The sequence below is a fragment of the Lichenibacterium ramalinae genome, assembly GCF_004137085.1.
Taxonomy (GTDB): domain Bacteria; phylum Pseudomonadota; class Alphaproteobacteria; order Rhizobiales; family Beijerinckiaceae; genus Lichenihabitans; species Lichenihabitans ramalinae.
This window is the reverse complement of sequence record NZ_QYBC01000011.1, coordinates 29,441-47,696: the sequence shown is the minus strand read 5'-3', so window position 1 is coordinate 47,696 and position 18,256 is coordinate 29,441. Positions and strand designations below refer to the sequence as shown.

Below are 18,256 nucleotides of genomic sequence, written 5' to 3'. Positions count from 1 at the left end.
CCCGGGTGGACCTCGGCCAGCGTCGCCTGGAGCGCGGTGCCTGGATGGCCGCCGCGACCGTGCCTTGGGTTCTCGCCGTTTTCGGGACAAAGCGCCTCGGCCGACGAACCTTCAGCCCGCGGGATGCCTGTGGATGGGGTCGACCCAGTACACGGCCTCGGGCGCCTCGACGGGGTCGACGTCGGTGATGTTGACCACCACGGCCTCGTTGTCGGACCGCACCAGCACGCATTCGAGCGTCCCGTCCGGGTCGGCGTTGATCTCCTGGTGGGGCACGTAGGGCGGCACGAAGATGAAGTCGCCCGGCCCTGCCTCGGCCACGTATTCGAGCCGCTCGCCCCAGCGCATGCGGGCCCGGCCCCGGATGACGAAGATGATGCTTTCCAGCGCGCCGTGGTGGTGCACGCCCGTCTTGGCGTCGGGGGCGATCGCCACCGTGCCGGCCCAGAGCTTCTGGGCGCCGACGCGGGCGTGGTCGATCGCGACCTGGCGGAACATGCCGGGCGTCTGCGCCGCGGCGGGGTCGAGCTGGTCGCCCCGGACGACGCGGATGCCGTCGTGTTTCCAGCGCCCGGCATCGTCGTGGTGGTGATGGCTCATGATGGGCTCCTGGGCGGCGGCGGCCCGCGCGTGCCGCCGCGGGCGCATCGTGCCCGGCATCGGCGGCCGCGTCGACGCCGCGGAACGCCAGAATTGCCATCCTGGCGCCGTTTACCTAAACCACAGCACCTCGAAGCAGGACGATGGCGATCGGTCGGGTCGGGCGGCTTCGGCCGACGACCCGGTCACAGAAAGGTGCCCAAGCTTGCAAGCAAGACCATTCCAGGCCTCGGTCGATGCCGTCGTGGCGCGGGTCGGGAGCGTGCCGGTCCTGGTCGTGGCGACGCTCGTCATGATGCTTCCGGGCTTCTTCACCCTGCCGCCGATGGACCGCGACGAGCCCCGCTTCGCGCAGGCCTCGAAGCAGATGCTGGAAACCTCCGATTTCGTGGCGATCCGCTTCGGCGACGAGGCCCGCAACAAGAAGCCGGTCGGCATCCACTGGCTCCAGGCGGCCGCCGTCGGCCTGGGCGAGGGCCTCGGCGTGCCGGATGCGCGCCGGCAGATCTGGCTCTACCGCATCCCCTCGCTGCTCGGCGCGGTCGGCGCCGTCCTGCTGACCTACTGGGCCGCCCTCGCCGTCGTGTCGCGCCCCTATGCCGTCCTGGCCGGGCTGTTCCTGGCCGCGACGCCGCTGCTCGGGGTCGAGGCCCGCCTCGCCACCACCGATGCCGTTCTGGCCGCCTCGGTCGCGGCCGCCATGGGCGCGCTGGCCCGCGCCTACCTGGCCGGCACCCAACTGGCCGGCACCGAACCGGCCCGCGCCGAACCGGCCCGCAACCGGCACGGCCCGGGCCCCCTCGGCACGGCCGTGGTGTTCTGGGGCGCCATCGGCGTCGGCCTGCTCATCAAGGGGCCGATCACGCCGCTGGTGGTCGGCCTATCGGCCCTGGCCCTGTCGATCGGGGAGCGCTCGGGCCGGTGGCTGCTGGCGTTGAGGCCGCTCCCCGGCGCGGCCCTGTGCCTCCTGATGGTGCTGCCCTGGTTCGTCCTCATCCTGGTCCAGACCAGGGGCGCCTTCCTGGCCGACGCCGTGGGCCATGACCTGCTCGGCAAGGTGGCGGGCGGGCAGGAGGGTCACGGCGCCCCGCCGGGTTTCTATTTCCTGACGTTCTGGCTCACCGGCTGGCCGTTGGCGCCCTTCGTCGCCCTGGCGGCGCCCTCGGCCTGGCGGCATCGGCGCGAGCCGGCCGTGCGCTTCCTCGCCGCCTGGATCGTGCCGACCTGGCTGGTGTTCGAGATCTTCCACACCAAGCTCGTCCACTATGCCCTGCCGGTCTTCCCGGGCCTCGCCATCCTGGTGGCCTGGGCCCTCGACGGCATGGCGCGTCAGTTCGGCGCCCCCGACGCCAAGGCGCGGCAGTCCCGCGCGCTCGATCCTATGGCGCGGCAGTCCCGCGCGCTCGGTCCTATGGCGCGGCAGTCCCGCGCCCCGGCATCGCTGGCCGGATGGGCGCTGTTCGGGCTGCTGGCGCTGGTGCCGGCCGTCATTCTCGTCCTGGTGGCGGGCGGCCAGGGCCGCCTGTGGGCGCTCGGCGGCCCCGCCCTCGGCCTCGCCGCCCTCGCCGTGCTGGCGGCGCTGGCCCTGGCCTGGGCGGCGCGGGCCTGCTTCGCCCGCGGCGACCTGCGCGAGGCGGGCTTGGCCGCCGTGCTGGCGGCCGTGCCGGTCTACGGCCTCGTCTACGGCTTTCTCCTCACGCCCGGCGTTTCGGCGGCGCTCGACGTTTCGCCCCGGCTCGCCGGGGCCGCGCGGGCCGCGCTCGGCCCCGCCTGTGCCGACCCGCTCTACGCCACCGTGGGCGACCGCGAGCCGAGCCTCATGTTCGCCACCAACGGCAGGCTGCTGATGACGGATGCCGACGGCGCCGCCCGGTTCGTCCGGGAGGGTGGATGCCGGGTCGCCTTCGTGGAGCGGCGCGAGGAGGCGGCCTTCCGGGCCGCGCTCGGCCAGGACCCGCCGGTCCGGGAAGTCACGCGCGTCGGCGGCATCGCCATCAACGGCGGCGCGCCGCTCGACATCGGGGTCTTCATCCGCTCATGACCATGCCGCAACCGGAACCCGCCCCCCTCGCCGTGACGCTCGTGATCCCGGTCTTCAACGAGGCCGGCAATCTCACGCCCCTGATGGCGGAGATCGACCGCGCGCTGGCGGGCCACGCCTTCGAGGTCATCGTCGTCGACGACGGCTCGACCGACGGCACCGCCCGCGAGGTGGAGGCCCTGGCGGGCCGCCACCCCTGGCTGCGCCGCCTCCGCCACGAGACGTCCTGCGGCAAGTCCGCCGCCATCAAGACCGCGGCGACCCGGGCGCGGGCACCCCTGCTGGTCACCCTCGACGGCGACGGACAGAACGACCCGGCCTTCATCCCGAGCTTCCTCGCCCGCATGGCCGAGGTCGGTCCCGCCTGCGGCCTCGTGCACGGGCAGAGGCTCGGCCGCAAGGACACGCCCTTCAAGCGGCTGCAATCGCGCACCGCCAACGCCATCCGGCGCGCCATCCTGCGCGACGGCACGCGCGACACGGGCTGCGGCTTCACCTGCATCCGCCGCGACGTCTACATGAACCTGCCGTTCTTCGACGCGCTCCACCGGTTCCTGCCCGCCCTGGTGCGCCGCGACGGCTACGTCATCGCCCACGTCGACGTGGTGGACCGCCCGCGCCTCAGCGGCACGTCGAAATATGGCTTCTTTGACCGGCTCGCCGCCGGGATCGTCGATCTCCTGGGCGTCGGCTGGCTTCTCATGCGGCGCCGGCGCCTGCCGAGGGTCGAGGAGCTCGAAACACGTGTCCTTTAGTCTCCCGCACGACGTCGGCGTCTACCTCTACGACGTATTCATCGGCCGGTTCGACCTCTGGGTCGGCTTCGGCATCGTGGCCCAGATGATGTTCGCGGGCCGCTTCCTGGTGCAGTGGATCGAGAGCGAGCGGGCCGGACGCAGCGTCATCCCGGTGTCGTTCTGGATCCTGTCGATCCTCGGCGGCGGCATGACGCTGGTCTACGGCCTGGTGCGCCACGACGCCATCATCATCCTGGGGCAGGTGCTGTCGAACCTCATCTACGTGCGCAACCTCGTGCTCATCGCCAAGAACCGGCGGATCGCCCGACAGGGCGGCTGACCGGCACGCCACGCGCCGCAGCCGCGCCGCCGAGGTAGAAGGCCTCGGCATTGCCGCCGAAGACCCGCGCCATGTCGGCGGGGCCGAGGTGGGGGGCCAGCAGCATGCGGGCGGCATCGAAGACTTCGCCGTAGCTCGCCGCTAGCGTGCAGACCGGCCAGTCGCTGCCGAACATGAGCCGCCCGGGGCCGAAGCAGGCGAGCACGTGTTCGACGACGGGCCGCAGATCCGCCTGCGTCCAGCCGTCCGGCGTCGCCTCGGTGACGAGGCCGGACACCTTGCAGCGGACGCCCGGGATGGCGGCGAGCGCGGCGACCTCGTCGCGCCAGGGATCCAGGCGTCCCGCCGCGATCTCGGGCTTGGCGCAATGGTCGAGGACGGCCCGCAGGCCGGGGGTGCGCGACAGCGCCTCGCGGACGTGGGGCAGGTGGCGCGTGAAGCACAGGATGTCGAAGGCGAGGCCGCTCTCGGCCACGGCCGCGAGGTTGTCGAGGACGCGCGGTCGGAGGATGAAGGCGTCGTCGGGGCAGTCCTGCAGCATGGGACGCAGGCCGACCAGCTTCGGGGCGCGCCGCAGCGCCGCGAAACGCCGCGGGAAATCGGCGCCGTCGAGGTCGATCCAGCCGACGACGCCCGCCACGAACGGCGTGGCTTCGGCGAGATCCAGCAGGAAATCCGTCTCGGCATCGGTCTCGGCCGCCTGCACCAGGATCGTCCGGGAGATGCCCGCCGCGTCGAGATGCGGCGCTAGGTCGGCGGGGAGGAAGTCCCGTTGCAATCCAGCCACGTGCGGGCCCATCCAGGCGTAGTCGCCCCGCGCGACGGACCAGAAATGTTGGTGGCTGTCGATCATCGCCGTCCGGGCTCCCGCGTCCGGGCGGCGCGCGCGCCGCCTCCCGCGCCATCATCGGACGTGGCCGTCCCGCCCGACAAGGGGGTGTCGCGGTCGACACCCGGCGCGTCGCGCGCCACACTGTCGGGCGATCGCCCGCGGCGGGCCCGGCAAGCCCGTCGACGCGGCGCCACGCCGGCCCGGACCAACCAGGGCCGCACGGGGGCAGGGGGGAGACCATGAACAAGCTCGGCGTACACGCTTTCGTCTGGGAGAAGGGCTGGAGCCGCGAGGAAGCCGCGCGGGCCATCGGCAAGACGGCGGAACTCGGGTTCGACCTGATCGAGATCTCGATCATGGACCCGGCGGCGGTCGACACGGCCCACACCCGCGCGGAACTCGACAAGGCCGGCATCGGCGCCACCTTCTCGTTCGGCCTCGATGCGGCCGCCGACATCTCCAGCACCGACCCCGACAAGATCCGGGCCGGCGAGGCGACGCTCGGCCGGGCCGTCGCCATGGCGCGCGACATCGGCGCCACGCATGTGGCCGGGATCCTGTTCTCGGCCTTCCAGAAATACGCCGTGCCGACCACGTCCGACGGGGTGAAGAACGCCGTCGGGGTGCTGCAGCGCGTCGCCGAGACGGCGGCCAGGAGCGGCATCACGCTGGGGCTCGAAGTGGTGAACCGCTACGAGACCAACGTGCTCAACACGGCGAGCCAGGGCGTCGAGATGTGCAGGCGCATCGGGGCGCCGAACGTCAAGGTCCACCTCGACGTCTACCACATGAACATCGAGGAATCCGACATCCAGCAGGCGATCCTCGAGACCGGCCCTCACCTCGGCTACTTCCACACCGGCGACTCGCACCGCGGCTACATGGGCTCGGGCTCGATCGACCTCGCCGGCGTCTTCCGGGCGCTGGTCAAGTCGGGCTATGCCGGGCCGATCACCTTCGAGTCCTTCTCGTCGCGCGTCGTCGGCCAGCCGCTCGAAGGCATCCTCGGCATCTGGCGCAACCTGTGGGAGGACGGCCAGGACCTCGCCAGCCACGCCCTCATGTACACGCGGGCGCAGCTCAAAGCCGCCAAGGAGGCGCAGAAACAGGCCGCCCGCAGCCGCCTGCCGTGAAGGCCGGGCGGCCCCGTCAGCGCCGAGCGGAGGGGAGGCTTCGCCGCGTCAGGCTGGGCGCCTCGCCGAAGCGCGCGCGGTAGCGCCGGCCGAAGTCGCCCATGTGGTTGAAACCCCAGCGTGCCGCGACCGTGCCGACGGAGCCGCCGCCGCCGCTGGACGTGCGCAGGTCCGCGTGGACGCGGTCGAGCCGCCGCTCCAGGATGAACTGGAGCGGGGTCTTGCCGGTCTCGCCGCGAAAGATCAGCTGCAGGCGGCGCACCCCGACCCCGGCGGCGCTCGCGATGTCCGACAGCAGCAGCTTCTGGGCGATGTGGCCGTCGATATAGTCCTGGGCGCGCCGCAGCGCGTCCACGCCCGACGCGGGCCGGGGCCGCAGGGCGGCGGGCGACCGGCGCGGCCAGGCCGGGAGCGACTGGTCGACCATGACGTCTTCGAGCAGCGAGACCAGCAGGTCGGAGTCGGAAGCGCCGGCCCGCAACTGCCCGTGGACCCGCTCCATGGTCGACATCAGGGCCCGCAGCGGCAGGCTCTTCGTCGCCAGGACGGGGTCGAAGTCCGGCAGCGCCGCGGAAGGCGCCTCCCCTTCGAGCGCCACGTGGCCCGCCACGAGCGCCTGACGGGTGACGGTGCCGCCCAGGGCCTGCGATGCGGTCGCGACGCTCACCGATGCCGCTCTCGCGACATCCTGGATTGTGACGCGAGCGGCGAGCTTGGCCCCACCCGCGGCGGCCTGGGGCGCGCGATCGTCCATGTCTCCCCCCTTGGATGTCGCCGGGCTTCGGACTGCGAAAACGTTTCATCAAACTGCTGCAGATCCAATCCGGCGTCAACTCATACGTTCTCGGTGAGGTTGCATCCGAGGGGTAGGTCCCCTGCCGTGTCGACCGCCGGGGTGCTGACGGCGGCGCTGCGGCGCGTCGCCGATGCGGCCGCCCGCAGTCGCCGGCCGTGAAGGCCGGGCGGCCCCGTCAGCCGCGAGCGGAGGGGGGGCTTCGCCGCGTCAGGCTGGGCGCTTCGCCGAAGCGCGCGCGGTAGCGCCGGCCGAAGTCGCCCATGTGGGTGAAACCCCAGCGTGCCGCCACCGTGCCGACGGAGGCGCCGCCGCCGCTGGACGTGCGCAGGTCCGCGTGGACGCGGTCGAGCCGCCGCTCCAGGATGAACTGGAGCGGGGTCTTGCCGGTCTCGCCGCGAAAGATCAGCTGCAGGCGGCGCACCCCGACCCCGGCGGCGCCCGCGACGTCGGACAGCAGCAGCTTCTGGGCGATGTGGCCGTCGATATAGTCCTGGGCGCGCCGCAGGGGGGCCGCGTCCGACGCGGACCGGCGGCGCAGGGCGGCGGGCGACCGGCGCGGCCAGGCCGAGAGCAACTGGTAGACCATGATCTCTTCGAGCAGCGGGAACAGCAGGTCGGAGTCGGAGACGCCGGCCCGCAACTGCCCGTGCACCCGGTCCATGGTCAGCATCAGGGCCTGCAGCGGCAGGCCCTTCATCTCCACGATGGGTTCGAAGTCCGGCAGCGCCGCGGAAGCGGCCTCGCCCTCGAACGCCATGTGGCCCGCCACGAGCGCCTGACGGGTAATGGTGCCGCTCAGGGCTTCGAAGCCTCCCGAGGCTTCTTCGTCGCGCATCGCGTCGAACATCACCATCATGGCCCAGCCCGGACGCCCGACATGCTCGCGGCGGTGGTCGTGCCGCAGCATGACGCCGCGCGTGACGAAGCGGATCGTGACGACGTCGACATCGATCTGCGGGATCGTCACGAAGCCGCTGCGCGACGCCGTCCGCCACAGGCTGAGTGCTGCACTTTGCCCGCCGACGAAGGTGAAGGCGGCCCCCGCGCGCCCGAGCGGCCTGAAGCGCACCGCGATGCCGCCCTCCGCGTTCAGTCGTTCGATCTGCCCCGCGGTCTCGATCCGGTGGGAGAAGAAGGTCTGGGGACGCCACGACGCGACCGTTGCTGTCGTCTGGTTCGGCATGGAGCCACGATAACAGAATCATGGCCCGCGTCGATGTGCCGGGACTGGTCTGGAGCGCTTTCGCCTTCGGCGAAGACGCTGCGGATCCGGGTCGAGAGCAGTCTTATCGGCTCGGCCTGCATCACGCCGCTGCCGACACGCGCCGACCTCGCGACGCGCGCCTGTGTTCAGGTGCGCGTCGCGGCTCCGCTCCGACATCGGCCCGACGGGCGCCGGGGTCGCCGAATGCGTGTCGGAGACGGCCGATTGGGCTTCGATGCCGGCCCGCCGGGCCGGCGCGACGGGTCAGCCGCTGCGCGACACCGCGACCGTGCCGTCGCGCAGGGGCATGAAGCGGATGCCGGCCCGCCGCAGGGCCGACAGGGCCCGGGGGCGGGAGCGGGCCGGCTGCGCGTCGTCGTCGACCTCGATCCGCCGGACGGTCGACAGGGACAGGCCGCTGGCAGCGGCGAGGTCGTGCATCGACCAGTCGAGCAGCGCGCGCCCCGCCCGGAGGTGGAAGCCGCGCATGGCGGCGGGGTGGCCTTCGCCCTCGCTTTCGGGACAGGCCGGTTCCACCCCGTCCATCACCTGCAGGAGGCCCGTCCAGGTCGCCACCGCGCCCGGGTCGCGGTTCGGGATCATGACGATCCGGCACGGTCGGGGCGCTCCGCCGAGGGGGTGGAGCACGATGTCGCGCTGCATCTCGGTCCCCGATGCCTGGTGATCGGCGATGGACCGGTAGAGCCCCTCACGCGCTTCCCGTCCCGCGCAGGCGAAGGGGTCGCTGCCGAGGCTCGCCGGGGGACAGCCGAGCACGTCGGCCGCATCGGCCTCGAAGTCGAAGGTCCGGTCGTGGCGCATGGCGAACCACAGGAGGCGCGCCTTGCGGCTCAGGTCGCGCGTTTGTCGGCGGAGCGACACATGGGCCTTGATGTCGCGTTCCCGCTCGGTCACGTCGAGAAGGGTGCCGAGGGCCGATCGCGGGGCGCCGTCGGGTCCCAACTTGATGTCGTTGCGGCCGCACAGGATCCGCAGCGTGCCGTCCGGCCGGATGATGCGGAACGTCTGCGTCGCCGGCGCGTCGCCGCGCACGAGGTCCGTGGGCCGGGCCAGCCCGGCGCGGTCGTCGGGATGGACGCGGTCGAGCAGGAGGGCGTAGCTCGGGCGGGTCCCCCGCGGGTCGATGCCGAGGAGGTTGAAGCATCCTGGCGACCACACGTGCTCGTCGGTGTCGAAGATCCAGGCCCAGGCCCCTGTCAGCCCATGGCTCTCGACGAGGTTCAGGAGTTCGTCCGAACGGCGCAGGTGATCCTGCGGCGCCGGGTCGGAGAGTTGACCCGGCCCGCAGGTCGTCGGCCCCGGACGGACAATGAACGGTTCGACGCCCCGCTCCGGCGCGTCCTCAGGCAGAACCCGCCGCGACTTTCTCCAAGCCTCTTCCCAATCCATGAAGGTCATTGCAGCTGTCCGTCGTGGCGCCCCACGCGCCCGTGATCGCGGCACTGTCAATGTCGGTTTGGACTCCGGTGTCATGTTGCCAGAAGACCGGGGAGGCCGTGGGCTCGTTGACGTTCCGGAATGCAACTTCACGACGATCTATACTGCCGCTGCAACCTTAAGGTGCCGTCGACCTCCGGCATTTCGTCAGGTTGTAAGCAACAGGATTGCACCGTTACGACACTAGGTCAACACGAGGGTTCAGCAGTGTAGGCTGTTCTATCAAAATTGCGAACAGTGATCGTATTCTGCGTGATTGTGATAAGCATCGCGCGGTCAACGCCGTCCTGTACGTCGCGGCCCCCCGTCTTCTCAGCATCGGGACGCGCCGCGGCGATCAGCTCGCGGCTTCCGCCACGCGTGTCGAGCCGGTCGCCGGGACCCTCGACAGCAACAGGTCGAGCGCGACCATTGATCCCAGCACGAGCGTCAGCCAGAGGGCGAGGAGCGCCGAGGCCGCCACGCGTCCGTTGAACTCGTGCAGCAGGCCGAGCGCGAAGGCCGAATACCACGAAACGCCCGACAGGGCGCCCGACAGGACGTACAGCATGCGGCGGCGGCGGTGGAAACCGTCGAACAGCGGCAGGCCGCAGGCTCGCGCCACGTAGGGCAGGACGAGCCGGTGGACGACCACGCCGTTGACCGTCAGGGCGGCGACGATGGCCAGCTTGGCCAGGATCTTCGGATTGCCGAGCTTGGCGGGGTCGTACAGCGCATACAGGACCAGGAAGCCCAGGCCCGACAGCCAGAGCAGGGCGAGCCCGGCCGACACGACCTTGCCGACGAACGCGAAGGTCCGCACAACGTTGTCGGGCAGGTATCCCCATCTCATCCAGCGCAGGACCCAGAAGTCCAGCATGGTGGCGCCGCCGAGGCCGAAGGACAGGCCGAGGAGATGCAGGCCGACGAGGAGGGTGCGGACCTCGATGGCGGGCCAGGACCCCGGCAGGGCCAGGGCCGGGACGACCGGCGGTTGCGCCACCGCCGCGGGCGCCCGAGCCGCCACCTCGGCGCCCCTATCGGGCGCCAGCATCGCCACCTCGGCGCCCCGATCGGGCGCCAGCATCGCCACCTCGGCGCCGAAGGTCGGGCGGAAGCCTTCCGGCTCGCGCAGGACGTGGACCGGCGTCTCGCCGCGGCGGCGTCCGGCCTCGGCCGCCCGCAGGGGCGGTGCCGACAGGGCCGATGCCGCCGACAGCACGACGAGGGCCGCCGCTCCGGCACGGCCCAGGCGCCTCGAGCGTCGGGCCAGGCGCCCGTCCCCGGTCTGGATGATGCATCCCGTCGTCATGCGTGTCCCGAGCCCGCTGCCACGGACCGACCCTGCAGCCCAAAGGTTTAGTTTCACCTGCGTCGATGCATCGTTTTCCACCCTGCATCGCCGGGGCGCGCCCCTGCCCTCATGCCGGCCAGGGTGCCAGCACGGCCATCCAGGCCAGGCCGAGACACAGGTGCGGCCCGAAGGCGACGGCGTCGTGCCGGCCGACGGGGCCCTCGAGCCGCAGCAGGGCGATGCTGACGAGGGCCGATCCGACCGCCACGGTCAGCATGGCCGGCAGGCCCGCGACGCCCAGCCAGGGCACTGCCGCGGCGACCAGCTTGACGTCGCCGTCGCCGAACCCCTCGAAGCCCCGCCAGACGAGGTGGAGGCGGCCCAGGGCCCGACCCGCGCCATAGATCGCCGCGGTGCCGGCCAGGGCCGGCCAGAGCGCGCCCGGGCCGCCGATCAGCAGCGCTCGGGCGAGACCCGACACGAGGATGAGCCCGGTGAGGGGGTCGGGGATGAGGCCCCAGCGTGAGTCGATGGCGCAGACCGCGGCCGACGCCACGACGAGGACGCCGGCGAGAAGCGCCGGGAGCGGTGCCGCGGCCGGCGCCTCCGGAGCAGCCAGCATCGTCCCCGGCAGCGCCGCCACGACGCCCCAGGCCACGACCACCTGGTCTCGGGCCGCCGCCCGCGCCAGCAGCGCCGCGGCGAGATAGGCGCGCGTCCGCCCCAGCGTCTTGCCGGCATCCCGCCGCATCCGCCGCGCGGCACCCCTCACGGTCGGCGTCACCGGTGGCCCGCCGCGGCCGTCATCGACGCCGAAAAGGCTTCGCCGTCGGCCTCCAACCGGATCTCCCCGGCGAGGACGGCGGCGACCCGCCAGCCGTTCACGGTGCCGCCGCGCGACACCCAGGCGCCTTCGGGCCTGTCGGACGATGTCACGAAGGCCTTGGCCTCGGGCCCGTCGATGAAGACGCCCTTGAGTGTGATCTGGCGGTCGTGCCGCGGCGGGGCCGGCGGGGGCGGGGCGGCCAAGGGGGTCGGGGGCGCGGCGGCTTCGGGCCGCCGGCTCGGGCTGAACAGCGGCCGGTCCAGGATGGGGGCGAGGGACGGGGCCGCGGTGCCGGGGACCGGCGCGGCCTGCGCCGGTTCGGGCCCGCCGTCCGCGTCGGCGCCCCCGGCCAGGTCGGCACCGGCCAGGGCCGCCGCCAGCAGCGTCCAACCCGCCAGCGCCAGGGCGGCGAGCCGTGGGCCGGGGGCGAGGCGGCGCCAGTCCCGGGGGGACGCCACGGTGGGCGCCGCGGCCGGCCGCATCATCGGCCGGGGCTCCCGTCCGGCCGGCCCGTCGCCGCCGGGCCGGGGGCGGCGCCGGAGAGGGCGGCCTCCACCTGCAGTTCGGCCCGCAGCGCCGCGCCCGGCACCGGCCCGCCGCCCGTCCCGCGCAGCACCGCGGCCGTGACCCAGAGCAGGGGCACGTGGTCCTCGATGGCGCGCAGCGTGGCGGCGATGGCGGCGGGCGGGCCCTCCACCTCGAGCCGCGCCGCGACGAGGCGGAGGTCGGGCCTGCGCGACGCCGGCACGCCCCGCACGCCGAGGAAACTCGCCCCCCCGGCGCGGGCCGCGTCCTGCAGCATGGCCTGGAGGTCGGCACTGCCGAGGCTGTCGTCGCCGGTCGGCAGCGCGGGATCGCCGGGACCCACGAGGCGGGCCGACAGGAGGCGCAGGCGCCCGCGCGTCTCGACGAGGCGCCGGGTTTCCGCGAGGTCTTCGGCCATGGCGGTTCTTCGGTCGGAGAAGCGGTGGGCGACCGGCAGCACCACCAGCACGGCGATCGCCAGGGCGGCGAAGCCGTTCACGCCGAGGAAGGCCGCCCGGTGCGGCAGGCGGGCGGCGGCGAGGCTCATCGCGCCGCCGCCGCCGCGGGGCGCCGCGCGCGCGGCGGCCTGGCACGCAGGTCGAAGGAGAGCGCGAACTGGTCCAGCCCGCCGGCGCCGTTGGGCTCGATGCCGCCCGAAAGCGCCGCCGCGGTGAAGAGCGGCGACGCGTCCACGGTGCGCAGCAGCCTGACGGCACTGCCCGAGATGCCCCGCATCGCGAACGCGCCGTCGTCGAGGCGCAGCTCCGTCACGTAGGTATCGTCGGGCACGATGCGCGAAAGTTCGGCCCAGGCCGCGCCGAGGCCCGGCACGGCCTTCATCGCCAGGAGCGCCCCGACGTTGCGGCGGCCGGGCTCCGCATCGTGCCGCGCCGCCGCCAGCGCGTCCGACGCCCGCGCCGCCCGCAGGCCCTCGACGCCGTCGGCGCCGGCGAGCGCCAGGGCGGTGACGAGCAGCGCGACCGCGCCGGCGGCCTTGAGCAGGGGTGCGGGATCCGGGTGCGCCGTCCCGGTGCCGCCGTCCCGCAGCGGGACCACCGCCACGGGCGCGGCCCCGTCCGCCTCGACCGCGACGGCGTCGACCGCCGCTTCCTCGAGGCCGAGCGAGTCCAGTGCCCGCCGCACGAAGTCGCGCCGCGCGATCCAATGCCGCACGGTCCGGACCGGGCCGGAGCCCGGCAGCACCTCGCCGCCGTGCCAGATCTCCTCCGGCGCGAAGGGGGTGCGCCGCAGCACCTCCTGCTCGAGGAGCGCGTCGAGGCGCGGCAGAGCGCTTTCGGGCAGCGTCAGCGTCCGCAGCAACACCTCGTCCCGCGGCAGCGCGACGGCGAGGCGGATGTCGTCCCGGGCGAGGCCCTGGGCGGCGAGCCAGGCCGCGAGGCCCGCAAGGGTGAAGCCGGCGGGGCCGAAGTCCAGCGGGGTCACGCCCGTGCCGGCGACCCTGAGGCACGCCCAGGCGCCGCCGGCCCGCGACAGGACGAAAATCGGGCGGCTGCGGCCGCCCCAGGCCGCCGCCCAGCGTGCCGGCAGGCTCGCCCGCGCGCCGGCGCGCCACCAGGCCGCCGCCGCGTGCCACCGCGCCGCGACCGCCTGCGGGCCGGAGCCCGGCCGCGATGGCGCGGGTGAAGCGTGTCCTGACATGGATGGGCATCCGGAATCCCGCATCGGCTCGACCGGAGGATGCGTGGAACGGCGCGAATTTAAACGCCCGATGGTGAAAGATGCGTTGAAGCCGGGGCTGCCGTCATCGCTGGCGCAGGACCGCCGTCGCGGCGGCCGGGCGTCGGCGCGGGTCGAGGAAGTCGACCTCCACCGCCACCAGGGCCGGCAGCCGCCCGCTCGCCTCCCAGCTGTCGCGCCAGGCGGCCCGACCGTCCCGGCCGGCGTCGCCGAGGTAGCCGATCCGCAGGTCCCGCACGCCGGTCAGCAGCGTGACGTGCCGGACCCTGTCGGGATCCACCGCCGCCAGGGCCACGCCTTCGCGCACAGGGGCGACGTCGACCAGGACGGCATCGCCCTCGCGGCGCAGCGTCAGGGAGACGAGGCCGCCGCGCAGGGTCCGCCCGTCGCCGAGCAGGATCGCGGCGAGGCTGCCGTGCCGGCCGTCGAAGGCCAGGGTGGCACGCTGGGTCCCGACCACGATCGTCTCGATGGGCAGCGACGCTTCGACGAGATCGACGGCGGCCGCGAGCGCGGCATCGGTCCGCGTCGCGGTTTCCGCGACCGCATCCGCCTCGGCGGCGCGCCGGGCCGTCGACAGGCCAGCGGCCAGGAAGCCCGTCACCAGCACCAGGAGGGCGAGGCCCATGAGGAGCTCGACCAGCGTGAGGCCGCGCTGGCCCGCATGGCGCCGGCCCGCCCGCCCGCGGCGGAGCCGGGCACGGGTGTCGCGGCCGCCCCGCCTCATCGTCGCTGGGCCAGTTTCAGCCCGGCCAGCGCGGCGCCGGACCCGTCCGGCATCGACACCGTCACGTCGACCCAGAAGGCCGCGAGCGGCGGCGGTGCCCCAGCGGTCGCCGTTTCGGCCGCAGCCGGAACGACGCGGACGATGGTCATGCGCCAGCGGGCGCTCCCGGGCTCGCCGCCATGCCGGTCAGAGGTCGCCAGCGGTTCGACGAGACCGGCCCGGGCGAGCAGCCCCTGGGCTTCGCGCAGCGCCGCCCGGTTCGCGGCGGCCCGCCCATCGGAGCGGAGCGCCACCGCGATGCCGGTGAAGATGAGGCCGAGGCCGACCGCCAGCACCGCGAAGGCGACGAGCGTTTCGGCCAGCACGAAGCCGGCCCGCCCGCCGGCCGGCCGGTTGCGCCCGCCCGGGCATCGGCGTCGCGGCGCCGGACCCCTCGTCAGCGGATCCATGGCTCGCCCGTCAGCCAGTCGACCGTGACGAGGACGGCGCGGTCCCCGAGGCTGATGGTCAGCGAGCCTCCGGTGCAGCGTCCGTCCGGGTAGAAGCGGAAGGCGCCCGCGTCGTGGTCCCGCTCGCTCGACGCCACCGCGACCGCCACGGCCATGTCGGCCGGCAGCGGCCGCGGGTCGCGCGGCGGGCCGTAGGTCCGGGCAGCGCCGTCGAGCACGAAGGTGGCTTCGGTGCCGCTCAGCATGGCGCGCGCACGGGCGGCCCGCAGGCCGGACGCGATCGCCCGGGCGGTGGCGTCGAGCCGCAGCGTCGCCGCGCGCGGCCTGGCCGCCACGACGAGCGCCATCACGCCGCCGAGGATCGCCATCGTGACGAGAAGCTCGACCAGCGTGAAGCCCGCGGCCCCGCCGCGTCGCCTCAGCTTCACTTGAACGCCAGGTCGTTGATGGACAGGACGGCGCCCATCACCGACATGATGAGTGCCCCGACGGCCCCGCCCACGGCCAGCGTCATCACGGGCGTCAGCAGCGACAGGAGCCGGTCGATCGCCCGCTGCTGGTCGCCTTCCAGCAGGCCCGCCGCCTTCGACAGCATCGGGCCGAGCCGGCCGGTCTCCTCGCCCAGCGCGACGAAGCGCAGGGCGGAAGCCGGCACGAGGGCGGCGTCGCCGAGCGAGGCCGTGAGCGACTCGCCGTTCGGCACGCGCTCCAGAGACGCCGCGTAGCGCCGCGCGAGGTCCCGGTTGGCGACGAGGTCGAGCGCGATGCGCAGCGCCCCCATCATGGGCACGCCGGCCCCGATCAGCGTGCCGAGCCCGCGCAGGAAGCGGGCCGCCTCACCCGCGGTGAGGAAAGCGCCGAGGACCGGCAGCCGGACCAGCAGCCGGTCGGCGGCGAGGCGGACCATCGGGTCGCGCGTGCCGGCCCTGGCGAGGCCGGCGAGCGCAAGCCCGACGGCCAGCGCCACGGCCGCCGCCGCGCCGGACGCGTCGCGCGCCGCCACGAGCGTGCCGAGGATGCCGGGCAGCGGCAGGCCGGCGTCGGTGAAGATGGGCGTGAGGTTCGGCACCAGCACGGCGACGATGACGCCGACGGATGCCAGCGACATGGCGAGCAGGATGGCGGGATAGACCATGGCGGCCAGCAGCTTGCCGCGCACCTCGACCCTGCGGGCCAGGGCTTCGGCCAGCTCGCCGAGAACCCGCGGCAGGGCGGCGCCGGCTTCGCCCGCCCCGACGATGGCGCGGTAGTCCGGCGGGAAGCTCCGGGGGTGCCGGGCCATGGCCTCCGACAGCTGCGCGCCCCCGAGCAGGTCGGCCAGAAGGCTGCGGGCCAGGCGCCCGGCCTTGGGCTTGGCCCCGGGGCCGGCGACGCTGCGCATGGCCTCGTCGAGCGGCAGCTCCGCCAGGGTGAGGGTGGCGAGCTCGACGGTGAAGGCCCGCAGCTCCTTTAGCGAAAGCCGGTCGGACGGTCCCGCCGGGCCGGCGACGCTCCGGGCCCGGCGGGCGGCGACCCGATCCCCGCGGGCGGCGACCCGAACGGTCTCGAACGGCGTCAGCCCGGCATCGTAGACGGCGGCGACGGCGGCCTCGGGGCTCGCGGCGTCGATGGTGGCGACCACGACGCTGCCGTCGCCCCGGTAGGCCCGGTAGCGATAGGGGAACAGACCCGGCGCCGGCATCAGGGCGCCGATGCCACGCGCAGCACCTCGTCGAGCGTGGTCTGCCCGTCGAGCACCTTGCGGGCACCGTCGGCGAAGAGCCCGCGGTGACCCTTGCCGGCCGCGATCCCGGCGAGGGCGGTGCCCGACGGGTCCCGGCCGATGCCGGCCCGCAGGTCGTCGTCGATGTCGAGCAGTTCGGCGACGATCAGCCGGCCCGCATAGCCCGTCCCCCGGCAGGCCTCGCAGCCCACCGCTTCGCGGATCGCCGCGGGGTCGACGGGCCCGCACGCGAAGCCCCGCGCGCCGAGGTCGGCGGCGATCCGCGCCGCGCCGGGGTGGGGCCGGGCGCAGGCCGGGCAGAGGCGGCGGACCAGGCGCTGCGCCATGACGCCCGCCACCGTGGCGCCGAGCAGGTAGGGTTCGACGCCGATGTCGACCAGTCGCGTCACGGCCGACACCGCATCGTTGGTGTGCAGGGTCGAGAGCACGAGGTGGCCGGTCAGAGCGGCCTGGATGGCGATGCGGGCCGTGTCGAGGTCGCGGATCTCGCCGATCATCACGATGTCGGGGTCCTGGCGCAGGATGGAGCGGAGCGCGCGGGGGAAGTCGAGGCCGATCTGCGGTTGGACCTGCACCTGGCTGACGTTGGGGATCTGGTACTCGATCGGGTCCTCGACGGTGAAGATCTTCAGGCCGGGCCGGTCGATCTGGTTCAAGGCCGCGTAGAGCGTCGTGGTCTTGCCGCTGCCGGTGGGGCCCGTCACCAGCACGATGCCGTTCGGGCGCGCGAGGAGCCGGCGCAGCCCCGCATGGATCGGGGGCGACAGGCCGATGCGGTCGAGCAGCAGGTCGACGCGGGTGCGGTCGAGGAGCCGCATGACGATGCTTTCGCCGAAGGCGGTCGGCAGCGTCGCGACGCGGATGTCGAGCTCGACGCCCCGGACCACGGTCTTGATGCGCCCGTCCTGCGGCAGGCGCCGCTCGGCGATGTCGAGCTTCGCCATGATCTTGATGCGGGTGGTGAGGGCGGCGCGCAGTTGCGTGTCGACGCTCGTCTCGGGCTGCAGCACGCCGTCGATGCGGTAGCGGACCGCCACGGCATCGCGGCCGGGCTCCACGTGGATGTCCGACGCGCGCCGCTCGGCCGCCCGCGCGATGAGCTGGTTGACGAGGCGGACCACCGGCGCCTCGTTGGCGATGTCGCGCAGCCGCTCGACATCGAGGTCGTTGGCGTCGGGGCCGGGCGTGGCGCCGAACGGCGTGGCGCCGAACGGCGTGGCGCCGAACGGCGTGGCGCCGAACGGCGTGGCGCCGAACGGCGCGGGGCCCGTCGCGGCGCGGTTCGGTCCCTCTCCGTAGAGCGCCGCGAAACCCGCCTCGAAATCGCCCGGGGTGATCAGAACCGTGTCGATCCGCAGGCCGAGCTTGTAGCGCAGGGCCGCGACGGGCTCGGCGAGGAAGGGATCGACCACGGCGAGGGCGAGGGCGTCCCCGCCGCGTCGCAGCGGCAACAGGCGGTTCGCCTTGAGGAAGGCGGGATCGACCGGCCCGAGGTCCACCGGGCGCAGCGGCACCGCCTCGGGCTCCACGACGGCGAGGCCGGCATGGGCCGCATAGGCGGTGGCGAGGTCGTCCTCGGCGATGAGGCCGAGCGTCGTCAGGACGGTGTCGAAGCGCTCGCCCGTGGCCTCGGAGGCCCGGCGCGCCCGCGCCAAGGCGGCGGGGTCTCCGAGCCGGAGCGCCGTCAACAGGGCACTGAAGGCTTCGGCGAAGCCCGGCTCCCGCGGCCCGAGCACGTTTCGGCATCCGGCGGCGGGCGCCACGGCACTCGGCGGCTCGAACGCGCTTTGAAGCATGTGGTTCCGATCCGGTTCCGGTGCCCCTAGATGCGGCACGGGGCTTAACCGGTCCTTGCATCGCGGCGGTGTTGGCTGGATTTATCGCGCGTTTGTTG

The 18,256-nt window shown here is 73.9% G+C and carries 19 protein-coding genes; 4 read left to right on the top strand and 15 right to left on the bottom strand.

From position 1 onward, the window contains the following. Positions 1–111: 111 nt before the first annotated feature. The gene (locus tag D3272_RS13860; RefSeq protein ID WP_129219801.1) at positions 112–600 is read right to left on the bottom strand and encodes a cupin domain-containing protein; all 489 of its coding nucleotides are present in this window, start codon (positions 598–600) and stop codon (positions 112–114) included. A gap of 205 nt (positions 601–805) precedes the next feature. Here D3272_RS13860 and D3272_RS13855 point away from each other — a divergent pair, with 205 nt between their 5' ends. The 3 genes from D3272_RS13855 to D3272_RS13845 are packed head-to-tail and all read left to right on the top strand — an operon-like array spanning position 806 to position 3,718. Further along, a complete protein-coding gene (locus tag D3272_RS13855) occupies positions 806–2,641 on the top strand; it encodes an ArnT family glycosyltransferase (protein WP_245496562.1) in 1,836 nt (611 codons plus the stop codon). A gap of 2 nt (positions 2,642–2,643) precedes the next feature. Beyond that, on the top strand, positions 2,644–3,396 hold the full coding sequence (locus D3272_RS13850) for a glycosyltransferase family 2 protein (RefSeq protein WP_129219926.1): 753 nt from the start codon (positions 2,644–2,646) through the stop codon (positions 3,394–3,396). Then, positions 3,386–3,718 (top strand): lipid-A-disaccharide synthase N-terminal domain-containing protein, encoded by a 333-nt coding sequence (locus D3272_RS13845; RefSeq protein WP_245496561.1) that lies wholly within the window; start codon positions 3,386–3,388, stop codon positions 3,716–3,718. Before D3272_RS13850 ends, D3272_RS13845 begins: the two co-directional genes overlap by 11 nt. On the opposite strand, the gene D3272_RS13840 is transcribed toward D3272_RS13845, so the two are convergent. Continuing rightward, entirely contained in the window at positions 3,678–4,571 is an 894-nt protein-coding gene (locus D3272_RS13840; RefSeq protein WP_129219799.1) for an amidohydrolase family protein, read from the bottom strand. The genes D3272_RS13845 and D3272_RS13840 overlap by 41 nt on opposite strands. A 218-nt stretch (positions 4,572–4,789) precedes the next feature. On the opposite strand from D3272_RS13840, the gene D3272_RS13835 reads away from it, so the two are divergent. Next, positions 4,790–5,683, top strand: a complete 894-nt coding sequence (locus tag D3272_RS13835; protein WP_129219798.1) for a sugar phosphate isomerase/epimerase family protein — start codon at positions 4,790–4,792, stop codon at positions 5,681–5,683. A 16-nt stretch (positions 5,684–5,699) separates the two neighbouring features. Here the strand turns inward: D3272_RS13835 and D3272_RS13830 are convergent, their stop codons facing one another. The 13 genes from D3272_RS13830 to D3272_RS13770 all read right to left on the bottom strand — a co-directional run bounded on the left by D3272_RS13830 (position 5,700) and on the right by D3272_RS13770 (position 18,158). Beyond that, positions 5,700–6,350, bottom strand: coding sequence for a helix-turn-helix domain-containing protein (locus D3272_RS13830; protein ID WP_165361349.1), 651 nt, complete (start codon positions 6,348–6,350; stop codon positions 5,700–5,702). Positions 6,351–6,654: 304 nt separating this feature from the next. Beyond that, a complete protein-coding gene (locus tag D3272_RS13825) occupies positions 6,655–7,662 on the bottom strand; it encodes a helix-turn-helix transcriptional regulator (RefSeq protein ID WP_129219796.1) in 1,008 nt (335 codons plus the stop codon). Positions 7,663–7,947: 285 nt separating this feature from the next. After that, a complete protein-coding gene (locus D3272_RS13820) occupies positions 7,948–9,102 on the bottom strand; it encodes a helix-turn-helix domain-containing protein (protein WP_165361348.1) in 1,155 nt (384 codons plus the stop codon). A 376-nt stretch (positions 9,103–9,478) separates the two neighbouring features. Next, the gene (locus tag D3272_RS13815; RefSeq protein WP_129219794.1) at positions 9,479–10,432 is read right to left on the bottom strand and encodes a hypothetical protein; all 954 of its coding nucleotides are present in this window, start codon (positions 10,430–10,432) and stop codon (positions 9,479–9,481) included. A 109-nt stretch (positions 10,433–10,541) separates the two neighbouring features. Beyond that, positions 10,542–11,186, bottom strand: coding sequence for a prepilin peptidase (locus D3272_RS13810; protein ID WP_129219793.1), 645 nt, complete (start codon positions 11,184–11,186; stop codon positions 10,542–10,544). Between the two features lie 8 nt (positions 11,187–11,194). Further along, complete coding sequence (locus D3272_RS13805) at positions 11,195–11,725, bottom strand: hypothetical protein (RefSeq protein ID WP_129219792.1); 531 nt, start codon at positions 11,723–11,725, stop codon at positions 11,195–11,197. Then, complete coding sequence (gspM, locus tag D3272_RS13800) at positions 11,722–12,312, bottom strand: type II secretion system protein GspM (protein ID WP_129219791.1); 591 nt, start codon at positions 12,310–12,312, stop codon at positions 11,722–11,724. The genes D3272_RS13805 and gspM overlap by 4 nt, the downstream gene beginning before the upstream one ends. Next, positions 12,309–13,424: a PilN domain-containing protein gene (locus D3272_RS13795; protein WP_129219790.1), complete on the bottom strand. Its 1,116-nt coding sequence runs from the start codon at positions 13,422–13,424 to the stop codon at positions 12,309–12,311. The genes gspM and D3272_RS13795 overlap by 4 nt, the downstream gene beginning before the upstream one ends. 103 nt (positions 13,425–13,527) lie before the next feature. After that, positions 13,528–14,190, bottom strand: coding sequence for a hypothetical protein (locus D3272_RS13790; protein ID WP_129219789.1), 663 nt, complete (start codon positions 14,188–14,190; stop codon positions 13,528–13,530). Further along, positions 14,187–14,639 carry a hypothetical protein gene (locus tag D3272_RS13785; protein ID WP_129219788.1) on the bottom strand — a complete coding sequence of 151 codons (453 nt, stop codon included), beginning with the start codon at positions 14,637–14,639 and terminating at the stop codon, positions 14,187–14,189. The genes D3272_RS13790 and D3272_RS13785 overlap by 4 nt, the downstream gene beginning before the upstream one ends. Continuing rightward, positions 14,627–15,067: a GspH/FimT family pseudopilin gene (locus D3272_RS13780; protein WP_129219787.1), complete on the bottom strand. Its 441-nt coding sequence runs from the start codon at positions 15,065–15,067 to the stop codon at positions 14,627–14,629. Before D3272_RS13780 ends, D3272_RS13785 begins: the two co-directional genes overlap by 13 nt. Continuing rightward, positions 15,064–16,320, bottom strand: coding sequence for a type II secretion system F family protein (locus D3272_RS13775; protein WP_129219786.1), 1,257 nt, complete (start codon positions 16,318–16,320; stop codon positions 15,064–15,066). The genes D3272_RS13780 and D3272_RS13775 overlap by 4 nt, the downstream gene beginning before the upstream one ends. After that, complete coding sequence (locus D3272_RS13770) at positions 16,320–18,158, bottom strand: GspE/PulE family protein (RefSeq protein ID WP_129219785.1); 1,839 nt, start codon at positions 18,156–18,158, stop codon at positions 16,320–16,322. Before D3272_RS13770 ends, D3272_RS13775 begins: the two co-directional genes overlap by 1 nt. Positions 18,159–18,256: the final 98 nt, after the last annotated feature.